Here is an 18,680-nt window from a genome sequence, read left to right on the forward strand (position 1 = left end):
ACCGCGGTGGGACCGTGATTGACGGCGTGGGAGTTTCGGCGTAGAACTCTCCCTGTCCACCACGCCGACGTGCCGACGGAGCCACCGTGACCCAGCACGACCCCACCCCCCTCGCCCCGGGCGACGGTCCCGCGGCCGCCGCGTCCGGGGCTGCGGCGGGTCGGACCCTGCACCTGCGGGCCGCGGGCGTCAGCCTCGTGGTCGACGTCCCCGCCACCTCCGTGCCGGTCGTCGTGCACTGGGGCGCGGACCTCGGCGATCTCGGCGAACGGCACCTCGCCGACCTCGTGACCGCCGGCCGCACGGCCCGCGCCAACAACGACCTCGACGAGCCGCAGCCGGTGCGCCTGCTGCCGGAGGGGTCCTGGGGCTGGGGCGGCCGGCCCGGTCTGAGCGGCCACCGCGCCGGTGCCGCCTGGTCCACCCGCTTCGTGCCGACCGCGGTGGAGGTCGAGGAGGGCCCGTCCGGGGGGCGGCTGCGCGTCGACTGCGCCGACGAGGCCGCCGCCCTCACCCTGGGCATCGAGCTCGAGCTCCTGCCCTCGGGGCTGCTGCGGCACCGCGCCACGGTGACGAACACGGGCACGGGCGTCTACGAGGTCCTCGACCTGGCCTTGAGCCTGCCCGTCCCCGTCGTGGCGACCGAGCTCTTCGACCTCGCCGGCCGGTGGGCCAAGGAGCGCGTCCCCCAGCGCCGTCCGCTGACCTTCGGGTCGCACGTGCGGGAGAACCGCCGGGGGCGGACCGGACCGGACGCGCCGCTCGTCCTGGCCGTGGGCACCGCGGGCTTCGGGTTCCGCCGAGGGGAGGTCTGGGCCCAGCACACGGCCTTCAGCGGGAACCACCGCTCGATCGCCGAACGCCTCAACAGCGGCACCACGACGCTGTCGGGCGGGGAACTCCTGCTGCCCGGCGAGGTCCGGCTGGCGCCGGGTGAGGGCTACGCCAGCCCCTGGGTGTTCGGCGCCTGGTCCGACGCCGGTCTGGACGGGATCGCCGCCCGGTTCCACGAGCACCTGCGCGCCCGGCCGCACCACCCCACCTCCCCGCGCCCGGTCGTGGTGAACACCTGGGAGGCCGTCTACTTCGACCTGGACCTGGACAAGCTGCTGGAACTGGCCCGGGCCGCCGCCGAGGTCGGTGCGGAACGGTACGTGCTGGACGACGGGTGGTTCCGCCACCGACGCTCCGACGATGCCGGGCTCGGTGACTGGTACGTCGACGAGGGCGTCTGGCCGCAGGGCCTGCGGCCCCTCGTCGACGGGGTCCGCGCGCTGGGCCTGCAGTTCGGGCTCTGGGTGGAACCGGAGATGGTCAACCCGGACTCCGACCTGGCCCGCGCGCACCCGGACTGGATCCTGCGCGGCGGGGACCGGCTGCCCCCGGAGTCCCGGCAGCAGCAGGTCCTCGACCTCGGCAACCCCGACGCCTTCGCGTACGTGCTGGAACGGCTCGACGCGATCCTGTCCGAGCACGAGATCTCCTACCTGAAGTGGGACCACAACCGCGACCTCGTCGAGGCGGGGTCGGGACCGGTCCGCGCGCCGGGGGTGCACGCGCAGACCCTCGCGGTCTACCGCCTGTTCGACGAGCTGCGCCGCCGGCACCCCGGGGTGGAGATCGAGTCCTGCTCCTCGGGCGGGTTGCGCGTCGACCTGGAGGTGCTCGAGCACACCGACCGGGTGTGGGCCAGCGACTGCATCGACCCGCTGGAACGCCAGGACATCCAGCGCTGGACGCTGCAGCTCCTGCCGCCCGAGCTCATCGGCTCGCACGTCGGTGCGTCCCCGTCGCACACGACGCACCGCACGAGCGACCTGTCGTTCCGGGCCGGCACGGCGCTCTTCGCCTCGTTCGGCGTCGAGACCGACCTCACCGGACTGTCCGCGGACGACCGCGAGGAACTGGCCCGCTGGGTCGCCCTCTACAAGGACGTGCGCGGACTGCTGCACACCGGGACCCTCGTCCGGGCCGACGACGTCGACCCGTCGTTCCGGGTCCACGGGACGGTGGCGCCGGACGGTTCGGACGCGCTGTTCGCGGTCGTGCAGACGGGAACCCCCGACGGTTCCGTCCCCGGCCGGGTGCGCCTGCCCGGCCTGCTGCCCCAGGCGGAGTACGAGGTCACCGCGCAGGAACCGGGGCACGACCCCGCCGTGCGCGGAGGACGTGACCTGCCGTGGCTCGCCTCGGGGGTGCGGCTCACCGGCCGCGCCCTCGAGGCGGCCGGGGTGGCGGCACCGGCGATGCAGCCGCAGCAGCTCCTGCTGCTGCGGGTGCGTCGCGTCTGAGCGGGCCCCTCGGGTGCCCGAACCCCTTGCGCGGCAGTCGTCCTGCTCGACGAGGGGATGTCCGAGAGTTCTACGCCGGGGTTTCCCGGATCTGCTTGACAGTCGATGAACCGCCAGCACACGCTTGCAGGGACTGACCACCGTGATGACGGTCGGCAGCACTGCGTGCCGCGTCCGGGGCCGAACCGGACGCCGACGAAGGAGTCGCGATGAACCGCCCCAGCACCGAATCCGAGTACCTCGCCGGCCTCGTGCCCGCGTCCGCCGGCCGGCACGGCTTCAGCCGCCGGTCGATGCTGCGCGGCTCGCTCCTGGCCGCCGGGCTCCCCGCTCTGCTCGCCGCGTGCGGCGACGGGGGCGGATCCGGCGGTGGGGGTGGAGGTGGGGGCGAGGTGACCCTGGGTTCCAACTTCTCCGACGAGGTGCCCCTGAAGACCATGAACGCCATGGTGGCGGCCGCGGAGGAGCAGCAGGACATCTCGGTCAAGCTCAACACGATCGACCACACGACCTTCCAGAACAACATCAACAACTACCTGCAGGGCAGCCCCGACGACGTCTTCTCGTGGTTCGCCGGCTACCGGATGCAGTTCTTCGCGGCCCAAGGGCTGGCGTCGGACATCTCCGACATCTGGGAGACGATCGGCTCGGACTACACCGAGGCGTTCAAGAAGGCCTCGACCGGTGAGGACGGCAAGCAGTACTTCGTCCCCACCACGTACGGGCCGTGGGCGGTCTTCTACCGCAAGTCCCTGTGGCAGGAGCGGGGCTACCAGGCCCCCGAGACCCTGGACGAGATGAAGACCCTCGCCACGCAGATGCAGCAGGACGGTCTGGTCCCCCTCGCGTTCGCCGACAAGGAGGGCTGGCCGGCGATGGGCACGTTCGACCAGCTCAACATGCGCCTCAACGGCTACCAGTTCCACGTCGACCTCATGGCCGGCGAGGAGTCCTGGACCGACCCGAAGGTCAAGAACGTGTTCGACACCTGGCGCGGGCTGTTGCCGCTCTCCCAGTCCGACTCCCTGGGGCGCACCTGGCAGGAGGCGGCGACCGGGATCGTCAACAAGACGTCCGGCATGATGGTCATCGGGTCCTTCATCAGCCAGCAGTTCGACGAGGCCGACCAGGACGACATCGACTTCTTCAACTTCCCGGAGATCGACCCCGCCATCGGCGCCGACGCCGTGGAGGCCCCCATCGACGGCTTCATGATGTCCGAGCGCCCCCGCAACGAGGACGGCGCCAGGGAGCTGCTCCTCTACCTGGGCTCCCCGGAGAACGGCGTGGTCCAGACGACGAACGACCCGTCGGGGATCGCGGCGAACACCGAGTCGGACAGGTCGCACTACACCGAGCTGCAGAAGAAGTGCGCCGACTTCGTCGCGAACGCGAAGTCCATCTCGCAGTTCATGGACCGCGACACCCGTCCGGACTTCGCCTCGACGGTCATGATCCCCTCGCTGCAGTCGTTCATCCAGAACCCGAACGACATCGACGGGCTCTGCACCCAGATCGAGAACCAGAAGAAGAGCATCTTCACCTCCTGAAGGAGCGCCCGTGTCGTCCCCCGACCTGCCGCTCGCGGCCCCGCAGACGGCGCACCCCGCGCCGTCCGCGGGGTCCCACGAGAGCTCCGGCAAGAACCAGCGCGTCCGGCGTCTGACCGGCCGCGACCGCCTCGTCGTCGTCCTCATGGTGGCCATCCCCACCGTCGTGGTCGTCGGTCTCATCTGGCTGCCGGCGATCGCCTCGGTGCTGCTGTCGTTCACCGACTGGAACGGTGTCGGTTCGCTCGCGGACGCGAAGGTGATCGGCCTGCAGAACTACACCGACGTCTTCACGATCTACCCGCCCTTCAAGCCGGCGGTCGAGCACAACCTGCTCTGGCTCGTCGTGATGTTCGTCGTGGCGACCCCGCTCGGGATCCTCTTCGCGGTCCTCATCGACAAGGAGCTCAAGGGCAGCCGGTTCTACCAGACCGCCCTCTACCTGCCCGTCGTGCTGTCGCTGGCCCTCATCGGTTTCATCTGGCAGCTCATGTACTCCCGCGACCAGGGCCTCATCAACGCGGTCCTGGGCACCCAGGTCGACTTCTACGGAGACCCGCGGTGGAACATCTGGGCGGCGCTGTTCGCGACGTGCTGGCGGCAGGTCGGGTACGTCATGCTGCTCTACTTGGCCGGGCTGAAGGGGGTGGACGCCTCCTTGAAGGAGGCGGCGCAGATGGACGGCGCCAACCAGGTCCAGACGTTCTTCCGGATCGTCTTCCCGGTGATGCGCCCCATCAACATCATCGTGCTGGTCATCACGGTCATCGAGTCGCTGCGCGCCTTCGACCTGGTCTGGATCATCAACCAGGGCCGCAACGGCCTCGAGCTGCTCGCGACCCTGGTCACCGCGAACATCGTGGGCGAGGCGAGCCGCATCGGCTTCGGGTCCGCCCTGGCGACGATCATGCTGCTGATCTCGCTGGTGTTCATCAGCATCTACCTGACGGTCGTCATGCGGGAGGACGAACGATGAGTTCGAGCACGATCGGGGGTGTCGGCCGCCGGCAGGCCGGCGCCGTCCCGTCCGCGCCGCGCAGGACGCCGCCGGCGCGCGTCGTCCTGTACGTGTTCTTGATCGTCTCATCGGTCCTGTGGTTGTTCCCGCTGCTGTGGGCGGTCTTCAACTCGTTCCGCGACTACCAGTACACGCAGGCCAACGGGTACGCCTCCTTCGGCGGGTTCACCTTCGACAACTACGTCAACGCCTGGGAACAGGGCGACTTCGGCCGCCACTTCCTGAACTCGGTCGTCATCACGGTGCCCGCGGTGGTGCTGGCGCTCCTGCTCGCCTCGATGGTCGCCTTCGTGGTCGCCCGGTTCAGCTTCAAGTTCAACCTGGCCCTGCTGGGCCTGTTCACGGCGGCCAACCTCCTGCCGCCGCAGGCGCTGCTGATCCCGCTGTACCGGCTCTTCCGCGCGGTGCAGGTGCCGTACTGGTTCAGCTACTCCGGATCGCTGCTGGACAGCTACTGGGCGCTGATCATCGTCAACACCGCCTTCCAGACGGGCTTCTGCGCCTTCGTCCTCAGCAACTACATGAAGACGCTGCCCTACGAGCTGTACGAGGCCGCTCAGGTCGACGGGTTGAGCGTGCTCAGGCAGTGGTGGCAGATCACCCTGCCGTTGTGCCGGCCCGCCCTGGCCGCGCTCGCGGTGCTCGAGATCACGTGGATCTACAACGAGTTCTTCTGGGCGACCGTCCTGCTGCAGACGGGTGACAAGTTCCCGATCACGAGCTCGCTGAACAACCTCAAGGGCCAGTTCTTCACCGACTACAACCTCTTGTCCGCCGGTTCGGTGCTCGTCGCCCTGCCGGTGCTCGTCGTGTTCTTCGCGCTGCAGAAGCAGTTCGTGTCCGGTCTGACGCTGGGAGCCACCAAGGGATGAACCACTGGTTCGAGGACTTCACGCCCGCGCAGGGGGCCCTCCCAGCGCGGGCGTGGGTGCGTTCCGACGCACCGTCGTCGTCGCTGAACGGCGGGTGGCGCTTCCGCTACGCCGAGCACGCCGACACCCCCGCCGACCTCGCGGACCCCGATCTGCAGGACGGGGCCTGGGACCGCATCGAGGTCCCGGGGCACTGGCAGCTGCAGGGCTGGGGCGCCCCCGCCTACACCAACATCACCTACCCCTTCCCGGTGGAACCGCCGTTCGTCCCGGACGAGAACCCGACGGGCGACCACCGCCGCACCTTCGTGCTCCCGGCCGGGTTCCGCACCGACGGGGCCCGCGTGGTCCTGCGCTTCGAGGGGGTCGACTCGGCCTTCACGGCCTGGGTCGACGGAACCGAGGTCGGGCGGTCGGTCGGGTCCCGCCTGCCCGTCGAGTTCGACGTCACCGACGCCTTGCAGGCGGGCCGGGACGAGCACCTGCTCGCCGTCCGCGTGCACCAGTGGTCGGCCGCCAGTTACCTGGAGGACCAGGACATGTGGTGGCTGTCGGGGATCTTCCGCGACGTCACGCTGCTGTCCCGGCCCGCGCACGCCGTGGAGGACGTCTTCGTCCACGCCGGGTACGACCACGCCACGGGGACGGGCTCGCTGCGGGTCGACACCCCGTCCCCGGCGCGGCTGCTGGTCCCCGAGCTGGGGATCGACGTGCCGTGCGGGCAGGACGTCCAGGTCTCCGAGGTGGAGCCGTGGTCGGCGGAGGTGCCGCGTCTGTACGACGCGGAGGTCGTCAGCGGTCACGACGCGGAGGTCGTCAGCGGTCACGAGGCGGAGGTCGTCGGCGGCGGTGAGCGCGTCCGCCTGCGCGTCGGGTTCCGGACCGTCGCGATCGTCGACGGGGTCTTCACCGTCAACGGCGTGCCGGTGAAGCTGCGCGGTGTGAACCGGCACGAGGTGTCGGCCGACCGCGGGCGCGCCGTCACCGAGGCCGAGATGCTGGCCGACGTGCTGCTGATGAAGCGGCACAACGTCAACGCCGTCCGCACCAGCCACTACCCGCCGCACCCGCGGTTCCTCGACCTGTGCGACGAGCACGGGTTGTGGGTCGTCGACGAGTGCGACCTCGAGACGCACGGGTTCTGGCTGCTGGACTGGCGCGGCAACCCCTCCGACGACCCGCGCTGGCGCGAGGCCTACCTCGACCGCGTGCGACGCACGGTCGAACGGGACAAGAACCACCCGAGCATCGTGCTGTGGTCGCTCGGCAACGAGAGCGGCACCGGGCAGAACCTCGCCGCCATGTCCGCGTGGGTCAAGGAGCGGGACTCCTCCCGTCCCGTCCACTACGAGCACGACTGGGCCGTCCCGTACGCGGACGTCTACTCGCGGATGTACGCCAGCCACGCCGAGGTCGAGGCCATCGCGGGCCGTGCCGAGGAACCCCTCGACGACGCGGCCGCCGACGCGCGCCGTCGGGCCATGCCCTTCGTGCAGTGCGAGTACGCCCACGCGATGGGCAACGGCCCCGGTGGGCTGGTGGAGTACCAGGACCTGTTCGAGTCCTCCGAGCGGTGCATGGGCGGGTTCGTGTGGGAGTGGATCGACCACGGCCTGCGCCAGACCGGTCCCGACGGTGTTGAGCGCTTCGCGTACGGCGGCGACTTCGGCGAACCCGTGCACGACGGTGCCTTCGTCGCCGACGGGCTCGTGTTCCCCGACCGCACGCCCTCACCCGGTCTGCTCGACTACGCGGCCGTCATCGCCCAGGTGCGCCTGCGCGCCGAGGCGACGCCGTCCGGTGACCTGCTGCGGCTGACCAACCACTTCGACGTCGTCGACCTCGGCCACGTCGCGCTGCGCTGGTCCGTCGAGGACGACGGGGTGCCCGTGGCCTCGGGGACGCTGCCGACACCGGACCTGGCGCCTCGCGCGTCGACGCTGCTGGAGCTGCCCGACGAGGTCGCCGGCCTCGGCCCCGCGAGCGGGGAGCGGTGGTTCACCGTCACCGCGCACCTCGCGGCGGCCACGTCGTGGGCGCAGGTGGGTCACGAGCTGGGTCGGGGGCAGGTGCAGCTCGACCCGGGCGCCGGGCAGGAACCCACCGTCGAGGGGACCCCGGTGCTGCGCGGACCGGACCTGGTCGTCGGTCCGGCCGAGCTGGACGCGCGGACCGGTCGGTTGCGGCAGATCGGGACCGTGCCGGTGGCGGTGGCGGAACTCGCGCTCTGGCGCGCCCCGACCGACAACGACCGCGGTGACTTCGGCGACCCGCTGGAACCGACGTGGCGTTCGCTGGGGCTGCAGCGCCTGCGGCACCGGACCGGTGGCGTCGAGCGCACCGGGACCGCCGTGGTCGTGGCCGGGCGCAGCGCTCCCGCCGGGACGGACACGGGGTTCGCCACCACGTGGCGCTGGACGCCGCTGGCGGGTGGGGCCGTGCACCTGCAGGTCGACGTCGTCCCCGAGACGCCCGGCGGGCTCGCCGTCCCGCTGCCCCGCGTCGGGATCCGGCTCGCGCTGCCGCGGGAGCTGCGGCACCTGACCTGGTTCGGGCAGGGACCGGGGGAGGCCTACCCCGACACGGGGGCGGCGACGTGGACGAGCCGGTTCCGCGCGACGGTCGAGGAGCTGCAGACGCCGTACGTCCACCCGCAGGAGAACGGCCAGCGGGCCGGGGTCCGCTGGGCCGACCTCACCGACGGTGCGGGCCGGGGTCTGCGCGTCCGCAGCACCACCCCGTTCGGCGTGACCGTCCGGCCGTGGAGCACCGAGGCGCTCGACGCCGCGACCCACACGTCCGCGCTGCACGACGAGGGACGGGTCTGGCTGCACCTGGACCACGCCCAGCAGGGGATCGGGACGGGGTCCTGCGGGCCCGGCGCCCTGCCCCGGTACCGGCTCGACGCCGGGCCCGTGAGCTTCGGGTTCGTGCTCGAACCCCTGGGCTGACCGGTCCGGGGTCGACCGGCGGTCCGGGCGGACGTCAACGGCGCGAGCCGAGGACGAACGTCCGGATCGCCGTCACCGCCGCGCCCCGGGCCCACTCGGCGAACCCCGTGAGCTGCACGTCCACGGGGAGCCCGTCGGCGAGCGGGTTCCGCCCCGCGCGCAGTCCCGCGTCGAGGGCGACCCGCCCCACCTCGGCCAGCCGCGCGTTCTCGCCCGAGACGACGATGCGCTCGGGCATCGTGAAGTTCCCGACCGCCGCGAGCAGGGTCCCCAGCGACCGCGCGGCGTCGTCGACCACCCTGCGGGCCAGCGGTTCCCCCCGCTCGGCGAGGTCCAGCACCTCGGGCACGGTGACGGGCCTGCGCAGCGCGAGACCGGCGCGTGCGGTGAGCGCCCCGGTGGTCAGGACCGCCTCGGCGCACCCCACGTGCCCGGCCGGGCACAGCGGTCCGTGCGAGTCCAGCGGGTGGTGGCCGAGCAACCCGACACCGGAGTCGGGGCGGTCGACCACCTGGTCGTGCACGACGAGGCCGTAGCCGATCCCCATGCCCACGACCACGACGGCGAAGTGCCCGCAGCGGCGGGCCGACCCGAACCACTGCTCGGCCCGGGTGAGGGACAGCACGTCGTTGTCGACCACGACCGGGACGCCGAGGAGGTCCTCGAGCGGACCGCCGAACGGCACGTCCTCCCAGCCGAGGTAGCGCGCGCTGTCGACGACGCCGTCCGCCCCGACCTTGCCCCCCAGGCCGACCCCCACGGCGCGCACCGGCCGGGGGTCGAGGGCGTTGAGCTCGCCGACGAGCGCGGCGACCGTCCGGGCCACGTGCGCGGGGGAGCGGTCCGTCAGGGACACCTCCCGCGAGGCGACCACCTCGGCCCGCAGCGTCGTCAGGACCGCGTGGACGGTGTCGGCCGTGAGCTTGACCCCGACGAAACCGTCGCGGGCGTCGTCGACGTCGAGCGGCCGGGTCAGGCGGCCGGACGCCGGGTCGAAGACACCACGGGTCTCGACCAGGAGCCCGGAGTCCAGCAGGGGTCTGGACAGGCGAGTGAGGCTGCCCGCGGACAGGTCGAGCCGGCGCGCGAGCTCGCTGCGGGGCAGGGGCCCGTCGAGCAGCACCTCGAGGGCGATGCTGTGCGCCGCGCCCGCCAGCGGTGTCCACGTCGACCTCCGGGCCTGCGCGTCCAGGCTCATGCGCACCTCCTCCCGCGCTGTCGGCGCCGACCGCCGACCCCGGCTCGATCCAGCGCGGATCGTGCGGTCCGCACGCTAGCCGACTTCCGCCGCAGAAGTCGCAGCCCGTCGCGATTCCGCACCTCGGGAGCATCACGATCCGGTGTTGCTTCCCAGGAGACTGTTGACGGCTCGTTGTGTATTGCCGTAGAACTCACAGCACACGAGAAGCCCGGTCCACGACGACGTGTCCACGGAGATCAAGTGCACCCCACCCTCCCCTCGTCCCCCGCCCACCCCGAGAAGGCCTGAGCCCATGGCGCTCACGAGCAGGAACGCGCGGACGGGGGGCGTGTCCGTCTCCGGGCAGGCGCTGCGTCCCGACGTGAACGGCACCCGGCGCGAGCGGCTGACCGCCCTCGCCTTCGTCGCCCCGGCGCTGCTGGGGTTCACCGTCTTCTACTTCTGGCCCACGCTGCGGGGCCTGTACTACAGCCTCACCGAGTTCGACTTCTTCAGCCCGCCGCGGTTCGTCGGCCTGGACAACTACGCCGCGCTGTTCTCGGACGCCATCTTCTGGAACGCCATGAAGGTGACGGTGCAGTACGTCGTCATCAACATCGGCACCCAGACGGTCCTCGCGCTGCTGCTGGCCGTGCTGCTGCACCGCCTCACCCGTTCGATCGTCGTCCGCAGCATCGTCCTGCTGCCGTACCTCATCTCGAACGTCGTCGTGGCGCTCGTCTTCTACTGGATGCTCGACGCGCAGATCGGCATCACGAACCAGGCGCTGACCTTCCTGGGGCTGGACGCCGTGCCGTTCTTCGGCTCCCAGGACTGGGCCATCCCGACGATCGCCTTCATCAACACCTGGCGCCACCTGGGCTACACCGCGCTGCTCCTGTTCGCGGGGATGCTGATGATCCCCGGCGACGTCTACGAGGCCGGCCGCGTCGACGGCGCGTCGGAGTGGAAGATGTTCTGGCGCATCACGTTGCCGCTGCTGCGTCCCATCCTCGCGCTCGTCCTGGTCATCACGGTCATCGGCTCGTTCCAGGCCTTCGACACCGTCGCGGTGACGACGGCCGGGGGCCCGGGGGACGCGACCCGGGTCATCCAGTACTACATCTTCGACCTCGCCTTCCAGCGGTACCAGTACGGGTACGCCTCGGCGGTCTCGGTCGTCCTCTTCCTCATCCTCGCCGTCGTCGCCTTCGTCCAGCTCCGGCTGATGCGGGCCGACGAGTCCGACGTCGCCTGAGCGACCGAGACCACCGGAGACGTCATGGCCACCACCGCCACCACGTTCGACGAGGCCGTCGCGGTCTCGAAGCCCACCGGAGGAGCCCGTCGCGGCCGTCCGAACCCGGGTCGGGTCCTCGCCTGGACCGCGCTCGGCCTCATCATGGCCGCGACCCTGTTCCCCTTCTACTGGATGCTGCGCACGGCCTTCTCCAACGGGGCCTACCTGGCGACCGAGCCGGCCAACCTCCTCCCGGTCGAGACGACCTGGGGTGCCTTCGAGCGCGTCCTGGGACTGGCGACCACGGAGGAGGCGCAGGCCCAGGCCGGGTCCGGTGCCTCGGTGAGCATCTTCAGGGCCCTGCTGAACTCGGTCCTCGTCGCCTCGCTCATCACCGCCGGCCAGGTCTTCTTCGGCGCGATGGCCGCGTACGCGTTCTCGCGGTTGCGCTGGCCGGGCCGCAACACGGTGTTCTTCATCTTCCTCACCGCGCTCATGGTGCCCCCGATCTTCACCCAGCTGCCGAACTTCCTGCTCATGCGCGATCTGGGTCTGCTGAGCTCGTACACCGCCATCGTCCTGCCGTTCTTCTTCATGACGCCGTTCGCCATCTTCTTCCTGCGGCAGTTCTTCCTCGGCATCCCGAGGGAGGTCGAGGAAGCAGCTCGTCTGGACGGCGCCGGGGCCGTCGGCCGGTTCTTCCGCGTCATCCTCCCGATGGCCTCCGGTCCGCTCGTGACGCTGACGATCCTGCAGTACATCCAGGCCTGGGGTGAGTACCTGTGGCCCCTGCTGGTCGCCTCCGACCGGGACCACCGCGTCCTCACCGTCGCCCTGGCCGTCTTCCGCTCGCAGACGCCGCAGGGGGCTCCGGACTGGGCCGGGCTCATGGCCGCGACGCTGCTGGCGGCGCTGCCGGTCGTCATCCTGTTCGCGGTCTTCAGCCGCAAGATCGTGAACTCCATCGGTTTCTCCGGGATCAAGTGAGGTCTGCCGTGCCGTTCTCCACCCGAATCTCTGCCCGGCTGCGCACCGCCGTCGCCTCGGTCGGCGCCGTCGCGGTGCTGTCCGCCTGCGGCACCTACGGCGTCGACCCCGGCGCGGACGGCGAGACGGGCACCGTCACCTACTGGCTCTGGGAGTCCGCGCAGCTGCCGGCCTACCAGCAGTGCGCGAACGACTTCCAGGTGCAGAACCCGGACATCGACATCCAGATCGAGCAGTTCGGCTGGGAGGACTACTGGAACAAGCTGTTCACGGGCTTCGTCGCCAACTCCGCCCCGGACGTCTTCGCCGACCACACCCAGCGTTACGGCGAGTTCGCCGAGCGCGGGCTCATCGTGCCCATCGACGAGCAGGTCGAAGCGGCCGGCATCGACCTCGGCAAGTACGTCGAGGGCACGACGGACCTGTGGATCGGCCCGGACGGCAAGCGCTACGGCCTGCCGAAGGACTTCGACACCATCGGCCTGTTCTACAACGAGGCGATGACGCAGGAGGCCGGCATCTCGCGGCAGGACATGGAGACCCTGACGTGGAACCCGCAGGACGGGGGCACCTACGAGCAGGTCATCGCGCACCTGACCGTCGACCAGAACGGCGTCCGCGGGGACGAACCCGGCTTCGACAAGTCCAGGATCCGGACGTACGGACTCGGCCTGGGCTCGGCCGGCGCCCCGTTCGGCCAGGTCGAGTGGAGCTACCTGGCGATGACCAACGGGTGGTCCTACGCCGACAAGGCGATGTGGGGCACCGACTTCCACTACGACGACCCGAAGTTCAAGGAGACCTACGGGTGGTGGCGCGGGCTCATCGACAAGGGGTACATGCCGCCGCTGGCCTTCACCGAGGGCGGTGCCCCCGACCAGCAGATGCAGGCGGGCCGGTACGCGATCGTCAGCGAGGGGTCCTGGCAGACGGCCAACTACGGGAACCTGCAGGGGGTCGACCTGGCTCTCGCCCCGACCCCGATCGGTCCGTCGGGCCAGCGATCGGCCATGCAGAACTCCCTCGCCGACTCCATCTCGACCTCCTCGCAGGTCAAGGGGGCGGCGTGGAAGTGGGTCGAGTACCTCTCCTCGGTGGAGTGCCAGTCGGTCGTGGCGCAGGCGGGGGTCGTGATGCCCGCGATCGCCAGCACCGTCGAGACGTCCAAGGAGTCCCTGGGGCGGACGGGCTTCGACATCAGCGCCTTCACCGACCAGGTCGAGCAGGGAACCACCTTCCCCTACCCGGCCGTCCTCAACGGGGCCGAGTTCCAGAGCATCATGGGCTCGACCATGGACAACGTCATGGCGTTCAACACCGACCTCGACGCCTTCGACGCGGCCAACGAGCGGGTCAACGCCCTCTTCACGGCCCCGCAGGAGTGACGGCGCGGGTGGCGCGGTAGGCGCCGGGGGAGCAGCCGCAGGCCTTCGAGAAGTGGGCGTACAGGCTGCTCCCCGACCCGAACCCGGCCGCGTGGGCGACGGCTGCCGTCGTCATCGTGGTCGTCAGCAGCAGGCGTTGCGCCTCGGCGATCCGGTGCCGCAGCAGCTGCTCGCCCAGCGTCACCCCGACGGTCGAGCGGAAGAGGGTCGTCGCGTAGTTGGGGTTGAGGTTCGCGGCCCGGGCGATGTCCGCCGCGGAGATGCCGGACCGGAAGTTCTCGGCCGTGAAGCGGGCCATCCGCGCCACGGGGCGCAGGTCGGCCCGCGACCCCGGAGCGGTGTCCGCGGGAGCGGGTCCGGCCGACCCCTCGGCTGCCAGGATCCTCAGCAGCAGAGCCTGACCCTCCAGCAGCACGGCCCCGGTGTCCGCGCCCGCGGCCAGGTCCCGCTGCCAGGTCCCGAACTGGGCGACGACGTGGTCGCCGACGGCGGCCGTGGGCACGACAACCACCCCGTGCGAGACGATGCGCGCCGCGGCGCCCTCGGGCAGCGACCAGCGCAGCACGGTGCTGAGCGGCAGGTGGACCCAGCAGATGTCGCTGTCGCGCGGTTCGTCCTGCCGGGCCAGGCGGTGCGGGACGGCCGCCCAGAAGAGCGCGGTGTGTCCTTCCGGGACGGTCGTCCGGCGCCCGCCGATGAGGTACTCCAGCGACCCGCGGACCGCCACGTTCACCTCCACGTCGTCGTGGCGGTGGAACTCCCGCATGGGCGGGGCGGAACCCCGGTGCACCCACAGGGCCGGTTCGGCGGTTTCCACGCAGCCCACGGTACCTGAGGATCCTGGAAGGTTTGGTGCGGTTCCCGGACGCGTCCCGACGGGTTCGGAGCCTAGCCTGGAGCCATGACGCAGAGCCCCAAGATCACCATCATCGGCGCCGGTGGTTTCGTCTTCCCGTTCCGCCTCATCGGCGACATCCTCAGCTTCCCGGCCCTGCGCTCGGCCCGGCTGTGCCTCATGGACGTCCGTGAGGACAAGCTCGGGCCCGTGGCCGACGCGGCGCGCAAGCTCGTCGCCCACCACGGGTTCGACGCCGAGGTCGAGGAGACGACCGACCGGCGGGCAGCCCTCGACGGGGCCGACTTCGTCATCATCACCTTCCAGGTGGGCGGCGTCGAGGCGTACAAGGACGACGTCCTCATCCCGCGCCGGTACGGGATCGACCAGACCGTCGGCGACACCGTCGGCCCCGGCGGCGTGTTCCGCTTCCTGCGGTCCGTCCCCGCCTACGAGGCCATCGCGGCCGACGCGCTCGAGGTCTGCCCCGGTGCGGTCTTCATCAACTACGCCAACCCGATGGCGATGGCCACGGCGTTCCTCAACGCCAAGGGCCTGAAGACCGTCGGGCTGTGCCACAGCGTGCAGGGGACGACCCGCATGCTCGCGCGCACGCTCGACGTCCCCTACGACGAGGTGAACTACCTCTCCGCCGGCATCAACCACCAGGCGTGGGTCCTGAGGTTCCGCCGCGGGCAGGAGGACCTCTACCCCCGCCTGCGCGAGGTCATGAACGAGAAGCACGTGGCGGGTCGCGGTGCGCACGAGCTCGCCGGCGACGACGGGGACCACAGCGAGGCCGCCCAGGCCGCCAGCACCTACGAGGGTGGCAACGAGCAGGTCCGCACCACGCTGATGAACGCCTTCGGCTACTTCGAGACCGAGTCCAGCCACCACGCCTCGGAGTACCTGCCGTACTTCCGCAAGAACCCCGAGATGGTCGAGCACTACATCCCCGAACGGTGGGACTACTACGAGATCTGCGTCGGCCACGACGACCAGGGCGACATCGACACCCAGCTCGCCAAGCTGAAGGAGGAGCTGGCCCCGAGCGTCGAGTACGGCGCCTCGATCGTGAACTCGGTGGTGACGGGCGTCCCGAGCGTCGTCTACGGCAACGTCCCGAACGCGCCCGGGGTCATCTCCAACCTCCCGGCCGACGCGTGCGTCGAGGTGCCGTGCCTCGTCGACGAGAACGGCGTGCAGCCCACCTCCATCGGCGAGCTGCCGCTGCAGCTGGCCGCCCTGAACCGGACCAACGTCAACGTGCAGACGCTCGCCGTGCAGGCGGCCCTCACCGGGAACCGCGAGAACGTCTTCCACGCGGTGGCCGTCGACCCGCTGACGGCGGCGCTGCTCACCCTGGAGCAGGCGCGGGACATGACCGAGGAACTGCTCACCGCGCACGCCGAGCGGCTGCCGGAGAACCTGCGCGCATGAGGGCGCGCTCGACCGCGGGCCCGACCCGGCCGCCGATGGGCTGGAACAGCTGGGACTGCTACGGCACGACGGTGACCGAGGAGGAGGTGCTCGCCAACGCCCGGTTCCTGGCCGAGCACCTCCTGCCCTTCGGCTGGGACACCGTCGTCGTGGACATCGACTGGTCCGACCCGACGGCGAAGGCCCACGGTTACAACCCGGAGGCACCCCTGTGCCTGGACGCCGCCGGGCGGCTCGTCCCCGACCCCGGACGCTTCCCCAGCGCCGCCGGGGGAGCGGGGTTCGGGCCGCTGGCGGCGCAGGTCCACGCTCTCGGGCTGAAGTTCGGCATCCACGTGATGCGCGGGATCCCGCGCCTCGCGGTCGAGGAGGACACGCCCTTCGTCGACCGCACGAACGTCTGCGAGTGGAACCCCGACATGCTCGGGCTGGACCACACCCAGCCCGGGGCCCAGGCGTACTACGACTCCGTGCTGGAGCTCTACGCCTCCTGGGGCGTCGACTTCGTCAAGGTCGACGACATGCTGTGGCCCTACCAGGCCGCCGACCTCGAGGCCTTCGCCCGCGCCGTGGACCGGTGCGGCCGGGAGATCGCCGTGAGCCTGTCCCCGGGGCGGGACCTGTCGCTGTCCCGGCTGCCGCACCTGCGCGAGCACGCGACGATGTGGCGCATCTGCGACGACCTGTGGGACCGGTGGGAGGACGTGGAGGCGAACTTCGCGCGGTTCGCCCGCTGGGCCCCGCACGCGGGACCCGAGGGCTGGCCCGACGGGGACATGCTGCCGCTGGGCCGCATCGGCCTGCGGGCCGAGCGTGGCGACCCCCGCCACGACCGCCTGACCCCCGCCGAGCGCCGCACCCTCCTCACCCTGTGGGTCGTGGCGCGGTCCCCGCTCATGATCGGCGGTGACCTGCCGTCGTCCGACCCCGCCACCGTCGCGCTGTTCACCAACGCTGACGTGCTCGCCGTGCTCGACGCCACCGGCAACCGGGAGGTGTTCCGCGAGGGTCCGCTCGTCCTGTGGACCGCGCAGGGGGAGGGCGGCACCGGCTACGTCGCGGCGTTCAACCTCGGCGACGGCCCCCTCGAGGTGGCGCTCGACAGCCGGAACGTCGACCTGCCCGCCCGCCTCGGGACGGTGCACGACGTGTGGACGGCGGACGTCGTCGAGACGGTTGCCGTCACCGCGCAGGAGGACGCCACCCGCGGGGTCGCCCCCGGGAGCACGGCGGTCCCCGTCCGCCTCGACCCCCACGGGTGCGTGCTGCTGCGGCACATCCCTGACTGACCCCGCCACCCCCGTGCGCAGAGCACTCTCTCCGCCCTCGACGATCTCCTCGAAGGTCGGAGAGAGTGGGACCGGTGACGGCGGGTCAGTCGCGCAGCTCGGCCGGGAGCAGGCCGGCGGGGACGTCCTGGTAGGCGACCGGGCGCAGGAAACGCTCGATGGCCAGCGTGCCGACGGAGGTCGAGCGGGCGTCGCTCGTGGCGGGGAACGGGCCCCCGTGCACGATCGCCGCGCCCACGTCGACGCCCGTGGGCCAGCCGTTCACGACGATGCGGCCCACCGTCTCCTCCAGCACCGGCACCAGCGCGGCCGCGGTCGCGGTGTCACCCTCGCCGACGTGCACGGTGGCGGTCAGCTGGCCCTCCAGGGCCTCCAGCAGCGGGTGCAGATCGGCGACGGCGGGGACGCGCACGACGAGCGACGTCGCACCGAACACCTCCGCGTGCAGGGCTTCGTCGGTCGCGTACGCCTCGGCGGTCGTGGTGAACAGGTGCGCCGTGCCCGGGACCGCGAGGGACGTGTCCTCCTGGCCCGTCGCGACCTCGATGACCGCCGGGTGGGTGCGCAGGGCCTCGACCCCCTCACGGTAGGCCCGGCCCACGGCCTGCGACAGCATCGGGGCTGCCGGGGTCGCGCGCACCGCCGCGGCGGCGCTCTCCAGGAACTCCCCACTGCCCTCACCCTCGACGAGGAGGACCAGGCCGGGGTTGGTGCACAACTGGCCCGCGCTGGTCGTCAGCGAGGCCACGAGACCCTCGCCGATGACAGCGCCCCGCTCGCGCAGCGCGCCGGGCAGCAGGACGACGGGGTTGGTGCTCGACATCTCCGCGTACACCGGGATCGGGACCGGACGGGCCTGGGCGACCGCCACGAGGGCGGTCCCGCCGGAGCGGGAACCCGTGAACCCGACCGCGGCGATGGCGGGGTGCGCGGCGAGGGCGGCCCCGACCTCCCGGCCGTCGCCGAACACGAGGGAGAACACCCCGGCGGGCAGGCCGTGCTCGGTCGCGGCCTCGGCGATCACCGCACCCACCAGTTCGGAGGTTCCCGGGTGGGAGGTGTGCGCCTTGACGACGACGGGGCAGCCGGCGGCCAGCGCGGCGGCCGTGTCGCCCCCGGCGACCGAGAACGCCAGCGGGAAGTTCGAGGCGCCGAACACCGCGACCGGCCCGATCGGCACCCGGCGCTGGCGCAGGTCCGGGCGCGGCAGCGGTTTCCTCTGCGGCAGCGCGGGTTCGATGCGCACCCCCGTCGCGGACCCGTCGCGCAGCACCCCGGCGAACAGGCGCAGCTGGTTGGCCGTGCGGGTGAGTTCTCCGCGCACCCGCACCTCCGGGATGCCCGTCTCCTGCTGCACACGCGCCACGACCGCCTCGCCGCGGTCCTGCAGGGTGGCGGCGATCGTGTCCAGGAACGCGGCCCGAGCTTCGGGGGTGGTGCGACGGAAGGTGCGGAAGGCCGCCGCGGCGGCGGTGGCGGCCCGGTCGACGTCCTCGGCCCCGCCGAGGGCGTACCCGGGTTCGAGGGTCTTACCGGTGCGCGGGTCGAGCGCGTGCACGGTTCGGCCGCGGCCGCGCACCCGCTCACCGGCCAGGAACATCTCGCCCGTCAGCGTGTCCTGCGGGGTGGTGGTCGTCGCGGT

General features: G+C 71.5%; 13 protein-coding genes. 10 read left to right on the forward strand and 3 right to left on the reverse strand.

Annotation, left to right across the window (positions count from 1 at the left end; genetic code table 11):
* Nucleotides 1–86: 86 nt before the first annotated feature.
* From AB2L28_RS07075 to AB2L28_RS07095, 5 genes are all read left to right on the forward strand, one after another.
* On the forward strand, nt 87–2,291 hold the full coding sequence (locus AB2L28_RS07075; protein ID WP_370718047.1) for an alpha-galactosidase: 2,205 nt from the start codon (nt 87–89) through the stop codon (nt 2,289–2,291).
* Nucleotides 2,292–2,500: 209 nt separating this feature from the next.
* Nucleotides 2,501–3,841, forward strand: coding sequence for an ABC transporter substrate-binding protein (locus tag AB2L28_RS07080; RefSeq protein WP_370718048.1), 1,341 nt, complete (start codon nt 2,501–2,503; stop codon nt 3,839–3,841).
* 10 nt (nt 3,842–3,851) lie between these two features.
* Nucleotides 3,852–4,817 (forward strand): carbohydrate ABC transporter permease, encoded by a 966-nt coding sequence (locus AB2L28_RS07085; RefSeq protein WP_370718049.1) that lies wholly within the window; start codon nt 3,852–3,854, stop codon nt 4,815–4,817.
* Nucleotides 4,814–5,731 carry a carbohydrate ABC transporter permease gene (locus tag AB2L28_RS07090; RefSeq protein WP_370718050.1) on the forward strand — a complete coding sequence of 306 codons (918 nt, stop codon included), beginning with the start codon at nt 4,814–4,816 and terminating at the stop codon, nt 5,729–5,731. The genes AB2L28_RS07085 and AB2L28_RS07090 overlap by 4 nt, the downstream gene beginning before the upstream one ends.
* On the forward strand, nt 5,728–8,682 hold the full coding sequence (locus tag AB2L28_RS07095; protein WP_370718051.1) for a glycoside hydrolase family 2 TIM barrel-domain containing protein: 2,955 nt from the start codon (nt 5,728–5,730) through the stop codon (nt 8,680–8,682). The genes AB2L28_RS07090 and AB2L28_RS07095 overlap by 4 nt, the downstream gene beginning before the upstream one ends.
* A 34-nt stretch (nt 8,683–8,716) precedes the next feature.
* On the opposite strand, the gene AB2L28_RS07100 is transcribed toward AB2L28_RS07095, so the two are convergent.
* Entirely contained in the window at nt 8,717–9,880 is a 1,164-nt protein-coding gene (locus AB2L28_RS07100; RefSeq protein WP_370718052.1) for an ROK family protein, read from the reverse strand.
* Nucleotides 9,881–10,175: 295 nt separating this feature from the next.
* Between AB2L28_RS07100 and AB2L28_RS07105 the strand changes: the two genes are divergently transcribed.
* Genes AB2L28_RS07105 through AB2L28_RS07115 form a run of 3 tightly spaced genes read left to right on the forward strand, consistent with a single transcriptional unit; the run spans nt 10,176 to nt 13,474 of the window.
* Nucleotides 10,176–11,120, forward strand: a complete 945-nt coding sequence (locus tag AB2L28_RS07105) for a carbohydrate ABC transporter permease (RefSeq protein ID WP_370718053.1) — start codon at nt 10,176–10,178, stop codon at nt 11,118–11,120.
* 24 nt (nt 11,121–11,144) lie between these two features.
* Complete coding sequence (locus AB2L28_RS07110; protein WP_370718054.1) at nt 11,145–12,089, forward strand: carbohydrate ABC transporter permease; 945 nt, start codon at nt 11,145–11,147, stop codon at nt 12,087–12,089.
* A gap of 8 nt (nt 12,090–12,097) precedes the next feature.
* The gene (locus tag AB2L28_RS07115; protein WP_370718055.1) at nt 12,098–13,474 is read left to right on the forward strand and encodes an ABC transporter substrate-binding protein; all 1,377 of its coding nucleotides are present in this window, start codon (nt 12,098–12,100) and stop codon (nt 13,472–13,474) included.
* Here AB2L28_RS07115 and AB2L28_RS07120 read toward each other — a convergent pair.
* Complete coding sequence (locus AB2L28_RS07120) at nt 13,455–14,291, reverse strand: helix-turn-helix domain-containing protein (RefSeq protein ID WP_370718056.1); 837 nt, start codon at nt 14,289–14,291, stop codon at nt 13,455–13,457. The genes AB2L28_RS07115 and AB2L28_RS07120 overlap by 20 nt on opposite strands.
* An 84-nt stretch (nt 14,292–14,375) precedes the next feature.
* On the opposite strand from AB2L28_RS07120, the gene melA reads away from it, so the two are divergent.
* Together melA and AB2L28_RS07130 are read left to right on the forward strand one after the other, a co-directional pair.
* Nucleotides 14,376–15,749, forward strand: a complete 1,374-nt coding sequence (gene melA / locus AB2L28_RS07125; protein WP_370718057.1) for an alpha-galactosidase — start codon at nt 14,376–14,378, stop codon at nt 15,747–15,749.
* Nucleotides 15,746–17,038: a glycoside hydrolase family 27 protein gene (locus AB2L28_RS07130; RefSeq protein WP_370718058.1), complete on the forward strand. Its 1,293-nt coding sequence runs from the start codon at nt 15,746–15,748 to the stop codon at nt 17,036–17,038. Before melA ends, AB2L28_RS07130 begins: the two co-directional genes overlap by 4 nt.
* 85 nt (nt 17,039–17,123) lie before the next feature.
* Here AB2L28_RS07130 and AB2L28_RS07135 read toward each other — a convergent pair whose 3' ends face one another.
* Entirely contained in the window at nt 17,124–18,638 is a 1,515-nt protein-coding gene (locus tag AB2L28_RS07135) for an aldehyde dehydrogenase (NADP(+)) (protein WP_370718378.1), read from the reverse strand.
* Nucleotides 18,639–18,680: the final 42 nt, after the last annotated feature.

It is taken from the genome of Kineococcus mangrovi, from assembly GCF_041320705.1.
GTDB classification, from domain to species: domain Bacteria; phylum Actinomycetota; class Actinomycetes; order Actinomycetales; family Kineococcaceae; genus Kineococcus; species Kineococcus mangrovi.